16 protein-coding genes are annotated in these 16,985 nt (G+C 66.5%); 5 read left to right on the top strand and 11 right to left on the bottom strand.

What is annotated here, in order from left to right; all coding sequences use genetic code 11:
- The first annotated feature begins 33 nt into the window (after nt 1-33).
- Together ASF58_RS22560 and ASF58_RS22555 are read left to right on the top strand one after the other, a co-directional pair.
- Nucleotides 34-792 carry a molybdopterin-binding protein gene (locus tag ASF58_RS22560; RefSeq protein ID WP_055957951.1) on the top strand — a complete coding sequence of 253 codons (759 nt, stop codon included), beginning with the start codon at nt 34-36 and terminating at the stop codon, nt 790-792.
- A 71-nt stretch (nt 793-863) separates the two neighbouring features.
- Complete coding sequence (locus ASF58_RS22555; protein WP_055957948.1) at nt 864-1,709, top strand: formate/nitrite transporter family protein; 846 nt, start codon at nt 864-866, stop codon at nt 1,707-1,709.
- 7 nt (nt 1,710-1,716) lie between these two features.
- Here ASF58_RS22555 and ASF58_RS22550 read toward each other — a convergent pair whose 3' ends face one another.
- Both ASF58_RS22550 and ASF58_RS22545 read right to left on the bottom strand, forming a co-directional pair.
- Entirely contained in the window at nt 1,717-1,935 is a 219-nt protein-coding gene (locus ASF58_RS22550) for a hypothetical protein (protein WP_055957944.1), read from the bottom strand.
- Between the two features lie 131 nt (nt 1,936-2,066).
- Complete coding sequence (locus ASF58_RS22545; protein ID WP_055957941.1) at nt 2,067-2,246, bottom strand: hypothetical protein; 180 nt, start codon at nt 2,244-2,246, stop codon at nt 2,067-2,069.
- A gap of 230 nt (nt 2,247-2,476) precedes the next feature.
- Between ASF58_RS22545 and ASF58_RS22540 the strand changes: the two genes are divergently transcribed.
- Nucleotides 2,477-3,361 (top strand): outer membrane beta-barrel protein, encoded by an 885-nt coding sequence (locus ASF58_RS22540; RefSeq protein ID WP_055957938.1) that lies wholly within the window; start codon nt 2,477-2,479, stop codon nt 3,359-3,361.
- Nucleotides 3,362-3,466: 105 nt separating this feature from the next.
- On the opposite strand, the gene ASF58_RS22535 is transcribed toward ASF58_RS22540, so the two are convergent.
- From ASF58_RS22535 to ASF58_RS22495, 9 genes are all read right to left on the bottom strand, one after another.
- Nucleotides 3,467-3,901, bottom strand: a complete 435-nt coding sequence (locus ASF58_RS22535) for a heme-binding protein (protein WP_055957935.1) — start codon at nt 3,899-3,901, stop codon at nt 3,467-3,469.
- 220 nt (nt 3,902-4,121) lie between these two features.
- Nucleotides 4,122-5,096: a CoA ester lyase gene (locus ASF58_RS22530; RefSeq protein ID WP_055957932.1), complete on the bottom strand. Its 975-nt coding sequence runs from the start codon at nt 5,094-5,096 to the stop codon at nt 4,122-4,124.
- Nucleotides 5,097-5,226: 130 nt separating this feature from the next.
- A complete protein-coding gene (locus tag ASF58_RS22525; protein WP_055957929.1) occupies nt 5,227-7,986 on the bottom strand; it encodes a phosphoenolpyruvate carboxylase in 2,760 nt (919 codons plus the stop codon).
- 230 nt (nt 7,987-8,216) lie between these two features.
- Nucleotides 8,217-9,110 (bottom strand): succinate--CoA ligase subunit alpha, encoded by an 894-nt coding sequence (sucD, locus tag ASF58_RS22520; RefSeq protein WP_055957928.1) that lies wholly within the window; start codon nt 9,108-9,110, stop codon nt 8,217-8,219.
- A 20-nt stretch (nt 9,111-9,130) separates the two neighbouring features.
- Complete coding sequence (locus ASF58_RS22515) at nt 9,131-10,321, bottom strand: malate--CoA ligase subunit beta (protein ID WP_055957924.1); 1,191 nt, start codon at nt 10,319-10,321, stop codon at nt 9,131-9,133.
- 240 nt (nt 10,322-10,561) lie between these two features.
- Complete coding sequence (gene fchA / locus ASF58_RS22510; RefSeq protein WP_055957921.1) at nt 10,562-11,203, bottom strand: methenyltetrahydrofolate cyclohydrolase; 642 nt, start codon at nt 11,201-11,203, stop codon at nt 10,562-10,564.
- 5 nt (nt 11,204-11,208) lie between these two features.
- Complete coding sequence (locus ASF58_RS22505) at nt 11,209-12,069, bottom strand: NADP-dependent methylenetetrahydromethanopterin/methylenetetrahydrofolate dehydrogenase (protein ID WP_055957917.1); 861 nt, start codon at nt 12,067-12,069, stop codon at nt 11,209-11,211.
- 116 nt (nt 12,070-12,185) lie between these two features.
- Nucleotides 12,186-13,124, bottom strand: coding sequence for a D-2-hydroxyacid dehydrogenase (locus ASF58_RS22500; RefSeq protein ID WP_055957914.1), 939 nt, complete (start codon nt 13,122-13,124; stop codon nt 12,186-12,188).
- 115 nt (nt 13,125-13,239) lie between these two features.
- Nucleotides 13,240-14,448, bottom strand: coding sequence for an aminotransferase class V-fold PLP-dependent enzyme (locus tag ASF58_RS22495; protein WP_055957910.1), 1,209 nt, complete (start codon nt 14,446-14,448; stop codon nt 13,240-13,242).
- Between the two features lie 585 nt (nt 14,449-15,033).
- Here ASF58_RS22495 and ASF58_RS22490 point away from each other — a divergent pair.
- Nucleotides 15,034-15,855: a UDP-2,3-diacylglucosamine diphosphatase gene (locus tag ASF58_RS22490; RefSeq protein ID WP_055958174.1), complete on the top strand. Its 822-nt coding sequence runs from the start codon at nt 15,034-15,036 to the stop codon at nt 15,853-15,855.
- Nucleotides 15,852-16,931 (top strand): glycosyltransferase family 1 protein, encoded by a 1,080-nt coding sequence (locus tag ASF58_RS22485; protein WP_055957907.1) that lies wholly within the window; start codon nt 15,852-15,854, stop codon nt 16,929-16,931. The genes ASF58_RS22490 and ASF58_RS22485 overlap by 4 nt, the downstream gene beginning before the upstream one ends.
- The last annotated feature ends 54 nt before the right edge of the window (nt 16,932-16,985 follow it).

Here is a 16,985-nt window from a genome sequence, read left to right as displayed (position 1 = left end):
GGCAGGGACCCTCCCGCTTGCCCCGGATCCGCCGTGCCCGAACCGACCGAAATCGCCGCCGTCACCGCCGCCGTCCTGGTCATCGGTGACGAAATCCTGTCCGGGCGCACCAAGGACAAGAACATCGGCACGATCGCGGACTACTGCAGCGCCGTCGGCATCGACCTGAAGGAAGTGCGCATCGTACCCGACGAGGCCGATCGCATCGTCGCCGCCATCAATGCCCTTCGGGATTCCTACACCTATCTCTTTACCACCGGCGGCATCGGTCCAACGCACGATGACATCACCGCCGACTGCGTCGCCGCGGCCTTCGGCGTCGCGATCGACGTCGATCCGCGCGCGAAGGCGATGCTGCTGGAGCGCCACAAACCCGAGGACCTGAACGAGGCGCGCCTGCGCATGGCGCGCATCCCGGACGGGGCCGACCTCATCGCCAACCCGGTCTCCAAGGCGCCGGGCTTCCGCATCGGCAACGTCATCGTCATGGCGGGCGTGCCGGGGATCATGCAGGCGATGCTCGACAATGTCGGACCGACGCTGGTGACCGGCGCCAAGGTGCTGTCGGAGACGATCGAGGCCGGCAACCTGCCTGAGGGCACTTATGCGAGCGGTCTCGCAACCATCGCCAAGGCCCACCCGAAGGTCTCGATCGGCTCCTATCCGTCGATGACGCCGAACGGTTTTGCCAATCGCATCGTGGTGCGCGGCCGGGAAGCCACAGCGCTGGCCGCCGCCCGGGCTGAGGTGGACGCGCTCGTCGACGGCTTGCGCGGCGGCGCGCCCGCCTGAACAACCCCAGCCCCGGTCCGCTTCCATCCAAGCGACCCCTTTCCATGCGGGCGACACCGGGAGCGGATACGATGGCCGATGAGCGCGAGGACGGGTCCGATCCGAAAGCCGCGGCCGTCGCGGAAATCGGACGTCCCGACGCCTTCGTCCTCCACGAGGTCATCCGGCTCGAGGGCGATGAAGAGCTGCGGCGTCGGGGTAGCGCACTCCTCCTGTCGGCCATCGCCGCGGGCCTCACCATGGGCTTCTCCCTGATCGTGCCGGGTGTGCTGAAGACCCACCTGCCCGAGGCGCCCTGGACCAGCCTGATCACGAGTCTCGGCTACGCCACCGGCTTCCTCATCGTCATCCTGGGACGCCAGCAACTGTTCACCGAGAACACCGTGACGCCGATCCTGCCGCTGTTGCATGACCGCAGTCGGTCGACGCTGTGGCGGGTCCTGCGGCTCTGGGGAATCGTGCTGACCGGCAATATCGCGGCGACGGCCGTCATCGCGGCGGTGCTTGCCTATTCGGACGCTTTCGCGCCGGGTGTTCATACCGCCTTCGCGGCGCTCAGCCACCACGCCGTCGCCTCGGGCTTCGGTACCACGGTGATCAAGGCCGTCTTCGCCGGTTGGCTCATCGCCCTGCTGGTGTGGATGCTGCCGGCAACGGGATCGGCGGCCGCCTTGGTGATCATCCTCATCACCTGGCTCGTCTCGATGTGCGATCTCAGCCACATCGTCGCCGGCTCGGTCGACACGTTCTATCTCGTGTTTTCCGGCCAAGCGACGATGGTCGACTATGCTTGGCGCTTCTTCCTGCCGACCTTGATCGGGAACGTTTTCGGCGGAACCGCCCTGGTGGCGGTTCTGAACTTCGGGCAGGTCGCGCCGGAGGTCGAGGAGCAAAAAGCCTCCGACGGCGAGGTGTGAGCCGTCCCTACGCGTCTCGATCGGGCCGACCGCGGGCGTAGCCGTGGGAAATCAGGCGATCGCGGCATAGGGTCCGACGCTCGGCTTCGCACAGGTCGGTCAGAGCATCGGCCACCGCGCGATGGAGGGCGAGGATCGCATCGCCGTCGGCCTCTTCCAGAGAGGCGGCCACGATCGCCTCCGCCGGCGCGATCCAGGCAGGCGCGGGGGTGGGACGAGACTGCATCGGCGATCCTGAGTGAGAACATATCAGGAACATGCGTCCGAAGTCTCGCAACGGTCAACGGGGCTGCCGAGCTTTTCCGAAGCCTCCCGCCCTCTCTGGCGCCGGCACACGCAGATGCGCCGGCGCTGAAATCAGGCTCGGATCAAGGTCTTGCCTTTGACGGCTGCCGCGAGGGCTTTCAGGTTACGGTTGAGATCCGCAATCTCATTCAGGGCGATCGTCTTGTGGCCGTCCTTGACCGCGCGCTCGATGTCGCTGACCTGATCGGTGGCGATGCGCTTCAGTTCTGCGGCGAGCTGGTCCCGTGTCATCGTCGCTCCTGTCACGGCTGGAGGGGTGGCGGATCGGAGTAACGCAACGTGCTTAACCGGCCGTTGTCACCCGCCGTGGCGCGCCATGGGTCGCACTCCGACGCACGGTCCGACAGAATTTCGTACGCCACCTGACGCTTCCGAAGCAGGTGTGGCTTGTGGGGCATAGTCGGCTTGGACAACCGCGAGTAGCTTGACGGCAACTCTCCGACCCTGGGACAGACACCCCGATGATTGCAAAGACTTTCCTGGCTGGCCTCGCGTCGCTCGCCGCCATCGGCGCAGCAAATGCCGCCGACCTTCCGCGCCGTCAGGCGCCGCCGCCGGTCTTCGTCCCGGTGCCGGTCTTCACCTGGACCGGTTTGTACGTGGGAACGCACAGCTCCTACACCTTCAGCGACAACCAGACCATTCGCACCATTGGCAACAACGATGCTACGGGCGGTCTGACTGACACCCGCCTCAACGTGGCCCGCGAGCGTCGTCCCTCGAGCTTCAAGGCCGAGCAGGACGGCATCGGCAACATCGGCGGCGGCATCGGGTATAACTACCAGTTCACCCCGGGCTCCGGCTTCGTCGTTGGCGCCGAGGCCGACGTGACCTGGACCGATATCGGCAAGCGTCGTGACTATTTCAGCGCTCCCAGCGTGTTCAACGGTGGTGTTCCTGACCCGAGCAGCTTCCGGAACCGCCTGAACTACCTCGGCACTGTGCAGGGCCGCCTCGGCTACGCCTTCGACCGGTTCCTGGTCTATGGGACCGGCGGCTTCGCCTACGGCGAGGTCAAGTATCAGGCCGACTTCTTCAACGGTGCCAACCAGCTCGCCTACCTGGGCCGCTACAAGGGCATGGAGACGGGCTACGTCTACGGCGGCGGCATCGAGTACGCGATCCCCACCGACAGCTTCCTGAACCGCTTCAACTTCATCGGCGGTCTCATCGGCGCCAGCGCCATCACGCTGAAGGCTGAGTACCTCCGCTACGACCTCGGCAGCCGCAACGTCCTCGTGAACACGACCGGCCTGACCGCCGCGACCGGCTCGTACACCTCGCGCTTCAACACCGAGGGCAACCTGATCAAGGCCGGCTTCAACTACAAGTTCGGCTCCCTCTAAGGTCCGATCCGGCGGCCCTCATGGGCCGCCGCCTTCGAAGGTCGCACAGAAAAGCCCCGCTCTCGCGAGCGGGGCTTTTTCGTGTTCGAAGGGGAATCGAGCGGGTCAGGTCCGCCAGGGATGCGCCGGCAGCTCCGTCGAGCCGATGCAGCTCGCGCCGGCCAGCGCCACTGCGTGGTCGTTCTCGACCGTCGATCCGCTGACGCCGATCGCTCCAGACATCTCGCCGTCCTGATCCACGATCGGGATGCCGCCCGGGAAGGTGATCAAGCCGTCGTTCGAGTGCTCGATTCCGTAGAGCGGTCCGCCCGGCTGCGAGAGCTGGCCGATCTGACCGGTCATCATGCCGAAGAACACGGAAGTCTTCGCCTTCTTGTGCGAGATGTCGATCGAGCCGACCCAGGCGCCGTCCATCCGGTAGAAGGCCTTCAGGTTTCCGCCGGAATCCACGACGGCGATGCACATCTGCGTGCCGAGTTCCACGGCCTTCGCGCGAGCGGCCTCGATGGCCTTGTGCGCGTCTTCGATGGTCACGTGCATGATGGGATCTCCCTGGATACCTGGTGAGGGTCTTGTGTCATGCGCCCGCCGATCGGCTTCATCTTGCACGTTTGCCGCAACGCTTGCCGCTGGCGGGCATGGGCTAACGGATGACGGGCGGTCTTGGTGCCGGTCGTTGCGAGGACCGGCCGCCAAACAAAAGGGCCGCCCCCACAGGGGCGGCCGAGTTGCGGGTTTCGTCAGGCGTCGTGCCGAGGCGTCAGCTCGCCGCCATCGCGTTGGCCTTCTCGATCAGCGCTTCGGCCATACGGATCGAGGCGATGTCGATGAGGCGGCCGTCGAGGGAGACGGCGCCCTTGCCGGCCTTGGCGGCCTCTTCCATGGCCGCCAGAATGCGGCGGGCCTTGTCGACCTCGGCCGCCGAGGGGGTGAACACCTCGTTGGCCAGATCGATCTGCGAGGGGTGGATCGCCCACTTGCCTTCGAAGCCGAGGGCGGCGCAGCGGCGGGCGGCGGAGATGTAGCCGTCCGGATCGGAGAAGTCGCCGAAGGGACCATCGATCGGGCGCAGGCCATAGGCGCGGCAGGCGACCATCATGCGGGCCTGGGCGAAGAGCCACGGGTCCTGCCAATGGGTCTCGCGGTTGCCAGACTCGTCCTTGTCGGTGAGGACCGAATAATCCTTGTTCACGCCGCCGATGACGGTGGAGCGAGCGCGGGTCGAAGCCGCGTAATCGGCCACGCCGAAGGACATCGCCTCGAGGCGCTTGGACGACTGGGCGATGGCTTCGACGTTCGCCATGCCGAGAGCGGTCTCGATCAGCACCTCGAAGCCGATCTTCTTCTCGCGCTTCTTGGCCTGCTCGATCTGGGTCACCATGACGTCGATGGCGTAGACGTCCGCCGGCACGCCGACCTTGGGGATGAGGATCATGTCGAGGCGGGGGCAGGCCTCAACGATGTCGACGACGTCGCGGTACATGTAGTGGGTGTCGAGACCATTGATACGGATCATCATGGTCTTGTTGCCCCAGTCGATCTCATTGAGCGCCTGGATGATGTTCTTGCGGGCCTGTTCCTTGTCGTCCGGCGCCACCGCATCCTCGAGATCGAGGAAGATGACGTCGGCCTTCGAGCTGGCCGACTTCTCCATGAAGGTCGGGTTGGAGCCGGGAACGGCGAGTTCCGAGCGGTGAAGGCGCGGGGTCGCCTGCTGAATCAGGGTGAAGCTCATTGGGTATCCTTCCTGTTCGACGTCTTCTGGTTGTTCATGAGACCCGCATAACGGGTCACCATACCGGGCGGGACGAACCCGCGTGTGAGACCGGGGCCCGTCGCGGGCCCGCGGGATCCTGAGAAAGCCGCTATCCCGTGGCTCCGAAGCCCACGGCGATGCAGTTGATCGAGAGCAGCAGAGCCGACTTCACCGCCTCGCGCTGGTCCTCATCCTCCTCGGAGCGGAACCGGCGCAGCAATTCGACCTGTTCCCGGCTGACCTGATTGATCGTCGGCAGGCGCCCGTTGAGGCGATCGCGGAAGAGCGGAAAACGTTCGGCGAGTTCGGTACCGCCGCTGACCCGGAGGGCCATCTCACGGGTAAGGGCGTACTCGGCCTCGATCAGCGGGAAGATGCTGTTGCGCGCACCCTCGTCGGGCACCAGCCCGGCGTAGTCGCGCGCGATCTCCAGATCGACCATCAGCAGCGTCTTCTCGACTTCGTCGAGGATGAGGCGGAACGGCTTCGATTCGGCGAAGAGCCGCTGCAGCTGCGCTTCGCCCTGCTTGCCGCGCACGTCGAGGAAACTCTTCAGCCCCGAGCCGACGCCGTACCAACCGGTGATCACGTGCCGATTCTGCGACCAGGCGAAGACCCAGGGGATCGCCCGAAGATCGGACAGCGAGCGCGCGCCGAAGCGGCGGGCGGGACGCGACCCGATGTTGAGGAGCGCGATCTCGTCCAGCGGGCTCGCGGCCCCGAAATAGGTCACGAGGTCGGGGTGCTGGATCAGGTTGACGTAGGCCGCGCGCGAGGCGCCCGACAGGGCCTCCAGGCAGTCGTCGAACTCGCTGCGGGGCAGCTTGGCGGCCTCGCGCTCCGACTTCAGGGCGTGCTGGAAGACCGATGAGGCGAGAAGCTCCATCTGGTAGGCGGCGGTGCCCCGGTTGGCGTACTTGAACGAGACGACCTCGCCCTGTTCCGTGGTGCGGAAGCGGCCGTTGATCGAGCCGGGGGGCTGGGCCGCGATGGCACGGGCCGTCGGTGCCCCGCCGCGGCTCACGGAACCGCCGCGGCCGTGGAAGAAGGCGATCGGCACGCCCGAAGCCTTGCCGAGCTGGGTCAGCTTGTCCTGGGCCTTGTAGAGCTCCCAGTTCGAGGCAACGAAGCCGCCATCCTTGTTCGAGTCCGAGTAGCCGATCATGACCTCCTGCACGCCGCCCTGCCAGCGCGTGGACCGGCGCACGAGGGGGATCGAGAACAGCTCCTTCATGATGGCCGGAGCCGCACGCAGGTCGTCGATGGTCTCGAACAGCGGCACGATCGGCAGGCAGCAGATCTCGGTGCCGGCCGCGTCGAGGAAGTTACCCGCCTCCTTGGCCAGCAGGTAGGCGCCGAGAATGTCCTGCACCGAGCGGGTCATCGACAGGATGAACGAGCCGAAAGCCTCGCGATCGAGCTGCTCGCGCATCTCGCCGACGAGCGCGAAGGTCTCCAGGGTCTCGCGCGCATCGTCGGGCAGATCCTCGAAGCTGCGCTCGGTCGTCCGTGGCCGGGCCAGCTCCTCGATGATCCACTTCTTCCACTCGGGCGAGTCGACGTCCGGGGGCGTGCGGTTCTGACCGTTCGCCTGGATCCACAGGGCCTGCAAGGTCTCGGTGGTTCGGGTGGTGTTCTCGCGCAGGTCGAGGCGGACGGTGGAGAAGCGGAAGATCTCGACCATGCGCCGGACCGGGCGCACGAGATCGACGGCCAACGACGGGCACTTCGCGTCGGCCAGCCCTTGCTCCAGGGTGCGCAGATCGTTGATGAGGCCGTCCGCGCTCGGATAGTCCGGCCCGGTCGAGCGCTGGCCCTTGTTGCGCAGGATCGTCGCCTCGAGCTTGCGCAGGACGCAGGTGAGGAACTGCCGATAGGCCTCGCCCGGGTTCCTGTTGGCGATGGCGCGGCCGTCGCCGCTCTCGGTCAGCATCTGCGCCAAGGCCGCCCTGAAGGTCTCCGGCACCGGCAGCGAGCGCTCGGTCAGGGAGAGCGTGCGGCCCAGCGACGTGACGCCGTCGCGATAGCGCCGCAGGGAGGCCAGCGCATTGCGCTGCAGGGTGGCGCGGGTGACGGACGAGGTCACATAGGGATTGCCGTCGCGATCGCCGCCGATCCAGGAGCCGAACTGGAAGAACGGCGGCACCTCGAACTTCTCGTCCGGATAGTACTCCGCCAGGCTCTCCTCCAGGGAGTAGAGCACCTCCGGCAGCATCTCGAACAGCGTCTCGTCGAAGAAGTGCAGGCCCCAGGCGACCTCGCGCTCGACGGTGGCCTTCTCCAAGTGCAGCTCACCCGTCATCCAGACGAGCTCGATCTGGTCGCGCAGCTCGTTCATCAGGCCGTTGCGCTCGCGCTCGGTCCAGCGCGGCAGCTCCAGCTCACGCAGCACGAGATAGATGCGGCGGAATTTCTCCAGCACCGTGACGCGCTTGCCCTCGGTGGGGTGCGCCGTGATCGTCGGACGGATCCGCAGATCCTTCAGCAGGGCGTGGATCTCCGGCGCCTTGATGCCACTCGCCGCCGCATCGGCCAGGACGGCGCTGAAGCTGCCGCCCAACGCCTCGCGGCCCTTGGTGCGCTCGACCTGACGGCGCCGGCGCATGGCGGCGTTCTGCTCGGCGATGGAGAGCAGCTGGAACCAGATACCCTGCACCTGGAGCGCCCGCGCGAGGAGCTCGGGTGAGAATTCCGAGATGTTGGCCCGCCCGTGCAGCACGTCCTCGAGTTCGGGCTCATGCCGGCGGGCCACGGCGAGCAGGGCGTGGAACAGGATGTCGAGGGCTTCCTTCGACGAAGTTCCCGTGATGACGGGGGGCGCGAAGGTATGGTCGACGGCTCCGACCGGGGCGTGAAGGGTATCCGTCATCGAAGGCCACCTTGAAAGAAATTCTTCGCCGATCGACCGCGACGGAAGCGGGCAACGGATGGGTATGGGGTCCCGTGTGTGCCCTCGCCTTAAACCAGGCGAAGGATGCCCGGCATCCGGGTCGGGTCGGAGCGAGGTCCCGCGAGAGGGGCGCGGCTTTCCGAGAAAGGGCTCCCTCTCCGGGGCGCTTCGCCACCACCCTCCCTCATACGGAGGGAGGGTGTCGCGGATCAGGCCGCCAGCTTGCGCATCACCTGCGCCACCGTCGAACCGAACTCGCCGGGGCTCGGGGCCACGGTCAGGCCGTAGGAACGCATGATCTCGGCCTTCTCGGCGGCCGAGTCGCCGGTGGCCGAGATGATCGCACCGGCATGACCCATGCGGCGACCTTTCGGAGCCGTCAGGCCGGCGACGAAGCCGACCACCGGCTTCGACATGTTCTCCTTGATCCAGGCCGAGGCCTCGGCCTCCTGGGGACCGCCGATCTCGCCGATCATCAGGACGGCCCGGGTGTCCGGGTCCTGCTCGAACAGGGCGAGGTGGTCGAGGAAGGACGAGCCGTTGATCGGGTCGCCGCCGATACCCACGGAGGTGGAGATGCCGATACCCTCGGCCATCATCTGCGCGGCCGCCTCGTAGCCGAGCGTGCCGGAGCGCGAGATCACCCCGACATTGCCCTTGAGGTAGATGTGACCGGGCATGATGCCGAGCATCGACTTGCCGGGCGAGATGATGCCCGCGCAATTCGGGCCGACCACCATGGTGCGACGCTCCTTGGGGTAGCGGCGCAGGTAGCGCTTCACCCGCATCATGTCTTGGGCCGGGATGCCGTCGGTGATCGAGCAGATCAGCGCGAGGCCGGCATCGGCACCCTCCATGATGGCGTCGGCCGCGAAGGGCGGCGCGACGAAGGTGATCGAGGTGGTGGCCCCGGTGGCCTCGACGGCCTCCTTGACGGTGTTGAACACCGGGACACCCAGGTGGGTCTTGCCGCCCTTACCGGGGGTGACGCCACCCACGACGTTGGAGCCGTACGCCATCATTTCCTCGGCGTGGAAGGTGCCCTTGTCGCCCGTGATGCCCTGGATCAGGATCGGGGTCTTCTCGTCGATCAGAATGCTCATGACGTATCCTCCCCTGCGTCTCAGTGGCTGGTCTTGGGGCTGTTCTTGGCCGCTTCGCAGGCCTGGACGGCCTTGGCGGCAGCATCCGAGAGGCTGTCGGCGGTGATGAGGTCGAGACCGCTCTCGGCCAGGATCTTCTGACCCGCCTCCACATTGGTACCGGCGAGCCGGACCACGAGCGGCACGTCGATCTTCACCTCGCGCGCCGCCTGAATCACGCCCTGGGCGACCCAGTCGCAGCGGTTGATGCCGGCGAAGATGTTGACGAGGATCGCCTTCACGTTGCGGTCGGAGAGGACGAGGCGGAAGGCCGTCGCGACTCGGTCCGGCGAGGCACCGCCGCCGACATCGAGGAAGTTCGCGGGCTCACCGCCCGCATGCTTGATCATGTCCATGGTGGCCATGGCGAGACCGGCTCCGTTGACGATGCAGCCGATCTCCCCCTCGAGCCCGATGTAGGAAAGGTTGTGCTCGGCGGCCTGGGCCTCGCGCGGATCACCCTGCGAGGGATCGTGCATGTCGGCGATGTTGCGCCGGCGGAACATGGCGTTGTCGTCGAAGGACATCTTGGCGTCGAGCGCCAGGACCCGGTCGTCCTTCGTGACGACGAGGGGGTTGATCTCCAGCATGGTGCCGTCGCAATCGCGGAACGCCCGGTAGGCGTTCATGATCGTTTTCACGGCCGCCGAGACCTGCTTGATGTTGAGGCCGAGCTGGAAGGCGATCTCGCGCGCCTGGAACTGCTGCAAGCCGACGGCCGGTTCGACCACGACTTGGATCAGAGCCTCGGGCTCGTTCGCGGCGATCTCCTCGATATCCATGCCGCCGCGCTGGGAAGCGATGACGCGGACGCGCTCCGCTTTCCGGTCGAGGACGTAGCCGAGGTAGAGTTCGCGCTCGAAGGGGTCTGCGGTCTCGACGTAGACGCGCTGCACCGGCTTGCCTTCGGGGCCGGTTTGCAGGGTCACAAGGCGCTTGCCGAGGAGATCCTTGGCGGCGTCTCGGACCTCGTTGTAGGTCCGGCACAGCTTGATTCCGCCGGCCTTGCCGCGCGCGCCCGCGTGGATCTGGGCCTTGACCGCCCAGAAGGAGCCGCCGAGCTCCGTGGCTGCGTAGACGGCTTGATCGGCGCTGAAAGCCACTGCTCCCTTCGGAACCGCCACGCCGAAGCCGGCAAGCAGTTCCTTGGCCTGGTACTCGTGCACGTCCATGGGCGTTCTCCTCGGCGTTTCTTCCTTGCCGCGACTGTCTCGTAAATTCCACTTCACGGAAAGTGCTTTGCGACTTATATTTTTTTACAGTCTGTTTCACTCTGCCTTGAGGGACGTGAAACTGTATTCACTTTGCAGAAAAGCTGCCCCGATGGCGTCGGGAGCAGCTCTTGCTGTGGTGCGATACATACTTTGTCTTCGTGCGGTGCGAAACCCGCGCGGCATGGGTGGCCGAATGGCTCAGTTCACCTTCGCCTTCACGACCTCATAGATCGACTCGTTGAGCGAACCGGCCGAGCCCAGGAGGGTTTCGAGCTCGCCGAGACGCTCGTCTGCGAAGGCTCGGTCATCCAGGCCCTTGGCGTTGACGTAGACGTTCAGCGCCGCGCTGCGTAGGCCGGCATGCGCCGACAGGACCGCGACGCCGGCATCCGAGATGACGTTCAGGTTGCCCTTGTCGGCGACGGCCTGCGCGAGGTCGATGACCTTGCGACAGGCGCGGCAGCAGGCGAGCGGCACGTCGGTGGCGACCTTGAGGGCAGCCTGGATCTTCTCCGCCCGTGCCGCCTTCTCCTCGTCGGTGCCTTTGGGAAGCCCGTAGGCGCCCATCACGGCGTCGAATGCCTCGACGTCGTCGGCGATCATGCCGGTGAGTTCGGTACGCAGCGCCTCGGACTGACCGAGGATCTGCCTCAGCTCGTCTTCGACCTCGACGTACTTCTTCTTCCCGATGGTGAGATTGCAGACCATGCTCAGGAGGGCGGCACCCATGGCGCCGGAGATGGCGGCCGCGCCACCCCCGCCGGGGGTGGGCGCCGAACTGGCCAGACCGTCGAGGAAGGTCTGGATGGTCTCGTTGGCGGCGTTCTCTTTCGCGGCCATGGCGATCAGGCCATCTTCTTGGCGAGGGCGTAGATCGCCTCGGCGTCCAGCACCTGCTCGGTGTTGTCGAAGAGCTGACCGACACAGGCGCGGTGCAGCTTCAGCTTGAGGCCGCCGATGCCGAGGGCGCCGAACACCTTTTTGCCGTGGCGGTCCTTGCCCTTGTCCATGGCCTCGATGCCACCGAAGCCGAGGGGCGGCTGCGCATTGTAGTCGGCCACAAACTCGATGCTGGCCTCATCCTTCCAGGCGTCCTCGGGCAGGAGTTCGAGGCCGATCGCGCCGGCCGAGAACACGAGGTTCTGGCCCTTGACGATCTGCGCACGGGACGCCGCGTCGGGGGTCTCGGCGGCCTTGATGTTGACCTTGAAGCGGGTGTTGATCTGATCGGCGGCCGCCTGCGCCTTGTCGAGGGAGCGGCCGCACAGGATGACCTCGGCGCCTTCCTGGGCCAGGAGCGCGGCCGAGCGCATGCCGACGGGGCCGGTGCCGGCGAGTACCACGGCCTTCTTGCCCTGTAGCGAACCGGCCGCCTTCTGGACGAGGGCGACGCCCGCGGCCGCCGTGGTGTTCGAGCCGTTGGAATCGAGCATGATCGAGACGCGGAACGGGCCGAAGAAACGTTTCTTCACCGCCTCGAACACGGCCTCACCGGCCGCCATGCTGCCGCCGCCGACGAAGATCGCCGTCGACTTCTTCTCGGAACCGCCGCGGGTGTAGATCGTGCCGTCGACGAGGGCGCCGACATTGTCCGGGGTGACGTTGCCGTAGCCGGTGATGTGATCCGCGCCGCCATCGTAGCCGACGACCACGTCGAACACGCTCGGGACGGCGTCGGTGTCGAATTGGAACAGCAGCTTCTTCATTGTCTCAGGATCCCTGTCGGTCCCGCGCTCGGCGCGGCTGGCGTTTGATCTCGGTTTGGTCGATCGCTTCGGCGATCACGATGCGCCCCCGCGACGGTGGGGAGCGCGGACCCGCGTCACACCACGTTCTGCGGCTTGCCGGCGACGAAAGCCTCGACGTTGTCGACGAGCTGATCGGCGAGGATCTGCATCGCCTCCTTGCTGGCCCAGGCCACGTGCGGCGTGACGATGAGGTTCGGCAGGTCGAGCTCGCAGAGAATGTTGCCGTTCTTCGGCGGTTCGGTCATCACCACGTCGAAGCCGGCGCCGCCGATCGTGCCGGCCTTCAGAGCCTCGGCCAGGGCCTCCTCGTCCACGAGGCCGCCGCGGGCCGTGTTGATGAGGAGCGCGTGCTTCTTCATCTTCGCGAGCTGCTCACGCCCGATCATGTTGCGGGTCTCGGGCGTCAGCGGCGCGTGCAGCGTGATGACGTCGGATTCCGTGAGGATCGTCTCGAAGTCGACGAGACCCTCCTGGGGGAACACGTCGTAGGCGATGACCTTCATGCCCAGCGCTTCCGCCCGCTTGGCGATCGACTTGCCGAGCGCGCCGTAGCCGACGATGCCGAGGGTCGAGCCGGCGATGTCGTGAATCGGGTAGTCGAAGTAGCAGAATTGCTTCGATTTCGTCCAATCCCCCCGGCGCACCGAGTTGGCATAGGGCACGATCGCCCGGCGCAGGGCGAACATGAGGCCGATCACGTGCTCAGGCACGGTGTTGAAGGCATAGTTGCGGATGTTGACGACGGTGATGCCCTGGGCCTTGGCGGCTTCCTTGTCGACCACGTCGGTGCCGGTGGCGGCCACCGCGATGAGCTTCAAATCGGGCAACTGCTTCAGAGTTTCGGCCCGCATCGGGACCTTGTTGATCAGTGCGATCTCGGCCCCCTTGAGGCGCTCGACGATCTCTTCCGGCGTCCAGGTCGACTCGTACTCGACGTACTCGTGCGGAAAAGAGAACGCACGGACTTTGGCGTCCAGGGACTCGCGGTCGAGGAACACGATCTTCTTCGTCATGGAATCCTCTGGCCGATCCGGCCAAGACACGTACTAGACACGCCGCGGTGAGGGCACGTCACGGATAAGGACTTCGGGTGTGCCGGAGCGGGCGTGTCCGCTCCGGCACGTCAGATCAGGACTTCGAGAGCGGGTTCTCGCGCAGGTAGCTCGACGCGGCCGCGACGCCGGAGCCGGGCTGAACCTTCACCCCGTGGTCGAGCATGGCCATCTCGGCACCCGCGATGGCGCCCAGGAGCGACAGCTCGTTCATGTCACCGACGTGGCCGATGCGGAACACCTTGCCGGCGACCTGGCTCAAGCCGGCGCCGAGCGCCAGGTTGTAGCGCACGTAGGCGTGCTTGATGATCGCGGCGGCATCGACGCCCTCCGGCACGAGGATGGCCGTCACGGTGTCGGAGTTCCACTTCGGCTCCTTGGCACAGGTCTTCAGGCCCCAGGCCGCCACGGCCTGGCGGGTCGCCTCGCCGAGCACGTGATGGCGATGGTAGACATTCTCGAGCCCTTCCTCGTTGAGGCAGGCGAGGGCTTCGCGCAGGCCGTAGAGCAGCGGCAGCGGCGGGGTGTAGGGGAAGTAGCCGGCCGGGTTCTGCTTCTGGTGGTCGGCCCAGTCGAAGTAGACATGCGCCAAGCGATCGTTCTGGCCCGACGAGGTGTCGGCGGCCTTGAGCGCCTTCTGGCTGACGCAGATCACGCCGAGACCGGCAGGGAGCATCAGGCCCTTCTGCGAGCCGGCGATCGCGCAATCGACCTTCCACTCGTCCATCTTGAACGGCAGCGATCCGATCGAGGAGACGCCGTCGACGAAGAGCAGGGCCGGGTGGCCGGCCGCGTCGATCGCCTTGCGCACGGCGCCGATATCGCTGGTGACGCCGGTGGCGGTCTCGTTGTGGACCACCATGACGGCCTTGATCTCATGGTTCTTGTCGGCGCGCAGGGCCTCGCCGATCCGCTCCGGGTTCGCACCCGTGCCCCACTCCTCGTCCTGCACCACGACCTCGAGGCCGAGGCGCTGGGCCATGTCGATCCAGAGGTGGCTGAACTGGCCGAAGCGGGCGGCCAGCACCTTGTCGCCGCGCGACAGGGTGTTCGACAGCGCGGATTCCCAGATGCCCGTGCCGGAGGCCGGGAACAGGAAGATGGTGCCGTCCTTCGAGCCGTAGACCGCCTTGCTCTCCTCGAAGAGAGGCTTCGTCAGCGCTGGGAAATCCACCGAGCGGTGGTCCTCGGACTGGACCATCATCGCGCGCATCACGCGATCCGGAATGTTCGTCGGGCCCGGGACGAACAGATGGTTCCGGCCGGGACGTCGCGTTGCCGCCATGGTGTTTTCTCCGTTTCTCAGAATAGCGCCGACACGCAGCTTGCGTGCGGCGACAATGGTGCGCCGAGGGTTGGGGCGGATCGCACGGAGCGCCCCGGGACGATCCCGAGTGCTCCTGACGGCCGCTGGTCAGATGAATCGCGGGACGAACTCGTTCGCGCGCGACATGGGAACGAAAACGGGACCCATGTCCGTCCGCGCCGAAGGTTGCCCTCCGACGCCCGTCGCCGCGCGCGCCACCGAATACCTCAAGCCTCTTCTCCATGGGCCGGGTCGCGCGACACGCGCTGACCGCTGGGCCGTTTCAGCGTCGTCGTCCCCGGGGACGGCACCCTTAGTTCGCCTCAATGGGCTCCGGTCATGCGTTCTCGAACGCCGCCCGGTGGGGCACCTTGAGCGGGACTATGCCCGGCTTCTGGCAGAAAGGAAAACCCGAAATACTTGGTCGCAAATCAAAATTTTTTTTGTGGAAGAAGAGCTTACGTCGCGGCGCAGAAGGCGCGCGGTCTCGCGGGGCCAACGTCATCAAACTGATACGGGAATCCGGTTTGGCTCATGACGTTGGAGGCTGTCCCGGAGGCGAACGTGGGCGAAGACACTGAGACGACCCGCGTCCGGACCCTGTTCCTGTCCGACATGCATCTGGGCACCAAGGGGTGCCAGGCCGATCTGCTGCTCGAATTTCTGCGTGATTACGATGCGGACGTCATCTACCTCGTCGGTGACATCGTGGATGGCTGGCAACTCAAGTCCGGCTGGTACTGGCCGCAGAGCCACAACGACGTCGTGCAGAAGCTCATGCGCAAGGTGCGCAAGGGTTCGACGCTGGTGTACGTGCCGGGCAACCACGACGAATTCCTGCGTGACTACATCGGCATGACCTTCGGCGGCATCGAGATCGCCGACCAGCGGGTGCACGAGGCTGCCGATGGGAAGCGGTACCTCGTCATTCACGGCGACCAGTTCGACATGGTGGTCCGCCATGCCAAGTGGCTCGCGTTCCTGGGCGACGGCGCCTACACCTTCGCGCTCTTCGTGAACACCTACGTCAACACCGTGCGCCGCCGCCTCGGCCTCGCCTATTGGTCGCTTTCGGCCTGGGCCAAGCTGAAGGTGAAGAACGCCGTCAGCTTCATCGGCAAGTTCGAGGAACTGCTGAGCGCCGAGGCCAAGCGCGTCGGAGCCGATGGGGTGATCTGCGGCCACATCCACCACGCGGCCAACCGGCAGATCAACGGTCTGACCTACCTGAACACCGGCGACTGGGTGGAATCCTGTACCGCCATCGTCGAGCATTACGACGGCACCATGGAGGTGCTGCACTATCCGAGCCTGCTACGCGCCCGTGCCGCGCGCACCGAGCTGGTCGGCCATCCGCGGCCCGAAGGGGCCCGGGCGGTCGCGTGAGGCTCCTCATCGCGACGGATGCCTGGCATCCGCAGGTCAACGGTGTCGTCCGCTCCCTGGAGAACATGGCCGCGGCGGGGGCCGCCTACGGCTTCGACCCGGTATTCCTGACCCACCAGGACTTCGCGTCCCTTCCCCTCCCGGGATATCCCGAGATCCGGCTCGCCTACGCCACCAAGCGGCACGTGGCCCGCCTCTGGGACGATCTGCGGCCCACCCACGTCCACATCTCCACCGAGGGGACCGTCGGCTATGCCACGCGGCGATACTGCCTCGCCCACGGCCGGCCGTTCACCACGAGCTATCATACCCGTTTCCCGGAATATCTTTCCGCCCGGGCCCCCGTGCCGGAAGCCTGGAGCTATGCCTGGCTGCGCCGGTTTCACGGAGCGGCCAACGGCACCATGGTCTCCACCCCTTCCCTGGAGCGCGACCTCGACGCCCGCGGCTTCACCAACCTGATGCGCTGGACGCGTGGCGTCGATACCGAGCTGTTCCGCCCGCGCCCGCCGGAAGCGCCGGACTTGGCGGACCTCGCCGGTCTGCCACGGCCGATCTTCCTTTCCGTGGGACGGGTGGCGGTGGAGAAGAACCTCGAAGCGTTCCTGCGCCTCGACCTGCCCGGCACGAAGGTCGTCGTCGGCGACGGCCCGGACCGAGCACGCCTCTCAGGTATCGCGCCGGAGGCCCGTTTCCTGGGCACCCGTACGGGCGCCGCGCTGGCCGCCCTCTACGCCGCCGCCGACGTCTTCGTGTTTCCGAGCCTGACCGACACCTTCGGTATCGTGCTCCTCGAAGCCCTCGCGTGTGGTGTGCCGGTGGCCGCCTACCCCGTCACAGGGCCCCTCGACGTCATCGGCCGGACCGGTGCCGGCGTCCTCGATCAGGATCTGCGAGCGGCCGCCCTGGCCGCGCTGGCCATTCCGCGCGAGCGCTGTCGCGGCGAAGCCCTGCGCTACACCTGGGCCGAGAGTGCGCGCCAGTTCTACGACAACATTGCCCACGCCCATGGCAGTACACCGGCCCCGGCCCGGGCAGCGGGGACGGCCCCGCGGGGCATCGTCGAACTCGGCTGACGCGTGGACCCGCCTGACCACGCAGGCTAGGGGAAGAGGGCAACCCCTGCCCCG

Source organism: Methylobacterium sp. Leaf125 (assembly GCF_001423085.1).
Taxonomy (GTDB): Bacteria; Pseudomonadota; Alphaproteobacteria; order Rhizobiales; family Beijerinckiaceae; genus Methylobacterium.
This window is presented reverse-complemented; position numbering and strand designations above follow the sequence as displayed.

Excerpts from the sequence above, each read along its gene's own strand:
- ASF58_RS22505 (WP_055957917.1), bottom strand. The coding sequence starts at position 12,069 with ATGAAGAAGCTGCTGTTCCAATTCGACACCGACGCCGTCCCGAGCGTG.
- ASF58_RS22500 (WP_055957914.1), bottom strand. The coding sequence starts at position 13,124 with ATGACGAAGAAGATCGTGTTCCTCGACCGCGAGTCCCTGGACGCCAAA.
- sucD (WP_055957928.1), bottom strand. The coding sequence starts at position 9,110 with ATGAGCATTCTGATCGACGAGAAGACCCCGATCCTGATCCAGGGCATC.
- ASF58_RS22550 (WP_055957944.1), bottom strand. The coding sequence starts at position 1,935 with ATGCAGTCTCGTCCCACCCCCGCGCCTGCCTGGATCGCGCCGGCGGAG.
- ASF58_RS22540 (WP_055957938.1), top strand. The coding sequence starts at position 2,477 with ATGATTGCAAAGACTTTCCTGGCTGGCCTCGCGTCGCTCGCCGCCATC.
- ASF58_RS22530 (WP_055957932.1), bottom strand. The coding sequence starts at position 5,096 with ATGAGCTTCACCCTGATTCAGCAGGCGACCCCGCGCCTTCACCGCTCG.
- ASF58_RS22545 (WP_055957941.1), bottom strand. The coding sequence starts at position 2,246 with ATGACACGGGACCAGCTCGCCGCAGAACTGAAGCGCATCGCCACCGAT.
- ASF58_RS22525 (WP_055957929.1), bottom strand. The coding sequence starts at position 7,986 with ATGACGGATACCCTTCACGCCCCGGTCGGAGCCGTCGACCATACCTTC.
- ASF58_RS22535 (WP_055957935.1), bottom strand. The coding sequence starts at position 3,901 with ATGCACGTGACCATCGAAGACGCGCACAAGGCCATCGAGGCCGCTCGC.
- ASF58_RS22555 (WP_055957948.1), top strand. The coding sequence starts at position 864 with ATGGCCGATGAGCGCGAGGACGGGTCCGATCCGAAAGCCGCGGCCGTC.
- ASF58_RS22495 (WP_055957910.1), bottom strand. The coding sequence starts at position 14,448 with ATGGCGGCAACGCGACGTCCCGGCCGGAACCATCTGTTCGTCCCGGGC.
- ASF58_RS22515 (WP_055957924.1), bottom strand. The coding sequence starts at position 10,321 with ATGGACGTGCACGAGTACCAGGCCAAGGAACTGCTTGCCGGCTTCGGC.
- fchA (WP_055957921.1), bottom strand. The coding sequence starts at position 11,203 with ATGGCCGCGAAAGAGAACGCCGCCAACGAGACCATCCAGACCTTCCTC.